This window comes from Kitasatospora sp. NPDC059571, from assembly GCF_042735675.1.
In the GTDB taxonomy this organism is placed as follows: domain Bacteria; phylum Actinomycetota; class Actinomycetes; order Streptomycetales; family Streptomycetaceae; genus Kitasatospora.
On sequence record NZ_JBHWBW010000552.1, the window covers coordinates 1 to 4,798 of the forward strand.

At 74.3% G+C, this 4,798-nt stretch carries 2 protein-coding genes and 2 pseudogenes; all 4 read right to left on the bottom strand.

What is annotated here, in order from left to right; all coding sequences use genetic code 11:
• Window positions 1-56: 56 nt before the first annotated feature.
• Complete coding sequence (locus ACFV0G_RS35290) at window positions 57-1,517, bottom strand: catalase (protein ID WP_380556772.1); 1,461 nt, start codon at window positions 1,515-1,517, stop codon at window positions 57-59.
• 253 nt (window positions 1,518-1,770) lie between these two features.
• A pseudogene (alc, locus tag ACFV0G_RS35295) lies at window positions 1,771-2,823 on the bottom strand (allantoicase); the annotation flags it as partial.
• A gap of 53 nt (window positions 2,824-2,876) precedes the next feature.
• On the bottom strand, window positions 2,877-4,250 hold the full coding sequence (gene allB, locus ACFV0G_RS35300; RefSeq protein WP_380556774.1) for an allantoinase AllB: 1,374 nt from the start codon (window positions 4,248-4,250) through the stop codon (window positions 2,877-2,879).
• A 136-nt stretch (window positions 4,251-4,386) separates the two neighbouring features.
• Window positions 4,387-4,698, bottom strand: a pseudogene (locus ACFV0G_RS35305) (glycerate kinase); the annotation flags it as partial.
• Between the last annotated feature and the right edge of the window lie 100 nt (window positions 4,699-4,798).

A 4,798-nucleotide genomic window follows, 5' to 3' on the forward strand; every position in this document is an offset into this window, starting at 1 on the left:
GCCGGGCGGCGGCGGCCGGTGCGGCCGCCGCCGAGGGTGGTGCAGATGGCCTGCCGTCAGGCGTCCTCGCCCGCCCGGAGCTTCTTCACGGCGGCCTCCAGACGGCTGCCGTACTCCTCGTCGGCGGCGTGGAAGTGGGCGAGGTTGCGCTCCACGATGTCGTCGCGGCCGACCTGGGCGAGGAAGCCGGCCAGGTTGGCGATCAGGCGGCCCTTCTCGCCGTCCGACATCAGCCGGTAGAGCTCGCCGGCCTGGAAGAAGTCGTCGTCCTTGGTGTGCGCCGGGGTGGTGTAGGTGCCGGTGTGGCCCTCCACGCGCACCGGGGCGGCCAGCGCGGCGTCGGTCTGCGCCGGGCCGTCGAAGGAGTTCGGCTCGTAGTTCTTGCCGCGGCCGGACTTGTTGACCGCGCCGAGGCCGTCGCGGCCGTAGTTGTTCGCCTCGGTGGCCCGCGGGGCGTTGACCGCGAGCTGGGTGTGGTTCACGCCGAGGCGGTAGCGCTGGGCGTCGGCGTAGGCGAACAGGCGGCCCTGCAGCATCTTGTCGGGGGACGGGCCGATGCCGGGCACGAAGTTGTTCGGCGAGAAGGCGGCCTGCTCGACCTCGGCGAAGACGTTCTCCGGGTTCTTGTTGAGCACCAGGCGGCCGACCTTGACCAGCGGGTAGTCGGCGTGCGGCCACACCTTGGTGAGGTCGAACGGGTTGAAGCGGTAGGTCGCGGCCTCGGCGACCGGCATCAGCTGCACGTACAGCGTCCAGGACGGGAACACCCCGCGCTCGATCGCCTGGTGCAGGTCGCGCTGGTGGCTGTCGGCGTCGCCGCCGGCCACCTCGGCGGCCTGCGAGCCGTCCAGCGAGCGCACGCCCTGGTTGGTCTTGAAGTGGTACTTCACCCAGTAGGCGTCGCCCTGCTCGTTGACCCACTGGTAGGTGTGCGAGCCGTAGCCGTTCATGTGGCGGTAGCTCGCCGGGATGCCGCGGTCGCCGAACAGCCAGGTGATCTGGTGGGTGGCCTCGGGGGCGTGCGCCCAGAAGTCCCAGACGTTGTCGGCCTCGGTGATGCCGGTGTACGGGTCGCGCTTCTGCGAGTGGATGAAGTCCGGGAACTTCACCGGGTCCTTGATGAAGAACACCGGGGTGTTGTTGCCGACCAGGTCGTAGTTGCCCTGCGCGGTGTAGAACTTCAGTGCGAAGCCGCGCGGGTCGCGCACCGCGTCGGAGGCGCCCAGGTTGCCGGCCACGGTGGAGAACCGCAGGAAGACCTCGGTGCGCCTGCCGACCTCGGCGAGGAAGTCGGCGCGGGTGTACTGCGAGACCTCGTCGGTGACCTCGAAGTAGCCGTAGGCGCCGGAGCCGCGGGCGTGCACGACGCGCTCCGGGATCCGCTCGCGGTTGAAGCGGGCGAGCTTCTCCAGCAGCTGCTGGTCCTGGATCAGCAGCGGGCCGTACTCGCCGGCGGAGGCGGAGTTCTGGTTGTCGGCGACCGGGGCGCCGGACTCGGTGGTGAGGATCTTCGACATGAGGGTCCTTCAGTAGCAGCGGTGCAGGGGTGAGTGCGGGTCAGACGCCGAGCAGGCGCCAGATGGCCGAGCGGCGGCGGGAGGCGTGCTCGCCGTCGGGGCCGTCGGTCGGCTGCAGCGCAGCGACGGCGGCGGTGGTCGCGGCGGCGTCCGCGAGCGGGCGGGCGGCGGTGAGCGCGGCGGCCTCGGGCGCGGTCAGGCCGGCCCCGGTGAGGGCGGCCTCGGCCTCGGCGGCGGGCAGCGCGTCGAACCAGCGCAGGGCGAGGCCGGCCCGGCCGTCCTCGGTGAGCCGGCCGGTCAGCCGCAGGCGGGCCAGACCGCCGTCGGGGTAGACGTTGATCCGGACGTGCGTGGCCGGGCGGCCCGCGTCGAACCGGAAGCGGTGGCGGGTGTCGGGCTCGAGGCGGGTGCGCGGCAGGATCTCGAACCAGCCGTCCGGGTCCTCGGCGGGGCTGCCGCCCGTGGAGGCGTCGTAGCCGACCAGGTCGGCCCAGCCGGGGGCGTTGGCGACGAAGTGGGAGGTGTCCACCTCGGCGGCCAGGACCTCGCCGCCCCCGGCCAGGGCGATCTGCACCCAGTCGTTGGCCTTGTCGCGCCGACGCCGGGTCTCCCAGCCCTCGCCCATGACGGAGGCGCGGCCGGGAGCGTTCAGGTTGTGCGGGGAGGAGAAGTAGCGGTCCGAGGCGGCCTCGGCCACGCCGCCGAACTCCTGGGCCGCGAGGTCGAAGGTGAGGCCGTCCAGCTCGCGCGGGTCGGGCAGCACCTCGCCGTGCACCCGCAGCCGGGCGACGCCGCCGTCCGGCCAGATGTTCAGGCGTACGTGGGTGTAGCGGGTGCCGTCCTCGACCGCGAACTCGTGGGCGGTGTCGCCCTTGAGCGCGGTGCGCGGCACCAGGTCGGTCCACTCGGCGGCCAGCACCTGCTCGGGCGAGGGGTGGCCGGGCACGCTGGCGGCCTGCACGGAGGCGGTCTCCGGGTAGTTGCCGGTGAAGTGGGCGGTGTCCACGACCACGCCGCGGACCACGCCGGCGGCGCCGAGCCGGACGACGGCCCAGTCGTGGTCGTCGTCGGTGGGGTGCGGCTGGGCGGCCGAGGCGCCGCGGCGGCGGCGGGACTCCCAGCCGTCCATGATCTGGCCCTTGTGGCCGAAGGTGTGCGGGCGGAACTCGGCAGGCCGGGCCACCAGCAGGTTCTCGGCGTCGGCGAAGGTGTCCTCGTTGGTACCGACGATGCCGGCGCCCAGCAGGCGCGAGGCCAGGTTGACCAGCTCGGTGAACGGAGCGCTCGGGGTGTTCTCGGTACTCAACGGAGTCTCCTTTGACGAGTGATCGGGCGGGAAGGTGGTGCTGCGGCGGCGGCTCAGCGGGCCGGGCGGGCGATCTGACGGCCGAACGGCTCGCCCGCCGTGTCGACCACCCGGCCGCGCAGCCAGGTGGTGCGCACGGCACCGGTGAGGGTGCGGCCGGCGTACGGGGTGACCGGGTTGCGGTGGTGCAGCTCCTCGGCGCGCACCGCGAACGCGGCGTCGGGGTCGAAGGCGACCAGGTCGGCGTCGTACCCGGGCGCGATGGCGCCCTTGGTACCGGTGAGGCCGACCAGCGCGGCCGGCCCGCCCGCCATCCAGCGGACCACGTCGGACAGCGTGTGGCCGCGGCGGCGGGCCTCCGTCCAGACCGCGGGCAGGCCGACCTGGAGCGAGGCGATGCCGCCCCAGGCGGCCGCGAAGTCGCCGGTGCCGCCGTCCCGGCGCAGCAGCTTCAGCTCCGGGGTGGACGGCGAGTGGTCGGAGACCACCGCGGCGAACTCGCCGGCCGCCAGGGCCGCCCAGAGCGCGTCGCGGTTGGCCTCGGAGCGGATCGGCGGGCAGCACTTGAACGCGGTGTCGCCGTCCGGCACCTCCTCGGCGGCCAGGGTCAGGTAGTGCGGGCAGGTCTCGGCGGTCACCTCGACGCCGTCCGCGCGGGCCTGCCGCAGCAGCGGCAGCACGGCGGCCGAGGAGACGTGCAGGATGTGGACGCGGGTGCCGGTGCGGCGCGCGGTGTCCAGCAGCCGGGCCACCGCGGCGGCCTCGGCGTCGTCCGGCCGGGAGGCCAGGAAGTCGCGGTAGTGCACGCCGGGCTGCTGCGGGGCGGCGTCCAGGACGGCCGGGTCCTCGGCGTGGATGATCGCCAGCGCCCCGAGCCGGGCCTGCTCGGCGAGCGCCGACTCCAGGTCCTCCCGGGTGGCCAGGTGCGGGAACTCGTCGACGCCCGAGGGCGCCAGGAAGCTCTTGAAGCCGAACACGCCGGCCTCGTGCAGCGGCGCCAGGTCGCCGGTGTTGCCCGGCACGGCGCCACCCCAGAAGCCGAGGTCGACCCAGGCCTGACCCTCGGCGGTCTTCCGCTTGGCCTCCAGCCCGGCGACCGTGGTGGTCGGCGGGACGGAGTTCAGCGGCATGTCGACGATCGTGGTGACGCCGCCGGCCGCGGCGGCCCGGGTGGCGGTGGCGAAGCCCTCCCACTCGGTGCGGCCGGGCTCGTTGACGTGCACGTGGGTGTCGACCAGGCCCGGCAGCAGCGCGGTGTCGCCGAGGTCGGTCAGGTGCGCGTCGCCGGCGAGCAGCGCGCCGTGGGCGGCGACCTGCTCGATCCGGCCGTCGCGCACCAGCACGTCGGCGGGACGCTCGCCGTCCGGCAGCACCACCCGGCGGGAGCGGATCACCACCGTGGTCGCGGGCGTCTCGCTGACGGGCATCTGGGACCTCCGAACCGGGAGTACGAATGGGGGTGTGCCGAAGGCGCGCAAGGCAGTTGGGACCGGTACGACCGTCCGGGCGGCTGCGGATGCTCGGAGCCTAGGCCCGCCTTCAACAAAACGTCAATGTAGGAAACTACGAGGCAACCGGGCCTTCACCGGCCAGCAACGCGGCCGCCAGCCGCTCCCCCGCGGCCTCGGCCAGCTCGGCCGCCCTGGTCATGCTGTCCCCCGGCCGTTCCGCCAGGTCGGTCAGCGCGACGGCGGCCGCGACGCCCGCCGCGCGCCACTCCGGCTCGGACAGCTCCAGCCTTCCCGCCACAGCGGCCACCCGAACCCCCGCCCGGGTGGCCGCCGCGGCAACGCCGGCGGGGGCCTTGCCGTGGAGCGTCTGCGCATCCAGGCATCCCTCACCGGTGACGACGAGGCGCGCCCCACGCACAGCCTCGTCGAAACCCCGCCGGTGGAGGAGTTACGCGGTACCCGGCCGCCAGGTGGGGCCGCGCACGGCGGCGGCGGCGGAACCGACCCCGCCAGCCCCCCCCGCC

Coding starts and splice junctions, on each gene's coding strand:
- allB (WP_380556774.1), bottom strand. CDS start 4,250: ATGCCCGTCAGCGAGACGCCCGCGACCACGGTGGTGATCCGCTCCCGC.
- ACFV0G_RS35290 (WP_380556772.1), bottom strand. CDS start 1,517: ATGTCGAAGATCCTCACCACCGAGTCCGGCGCCCCGGTCGCCGACAAC.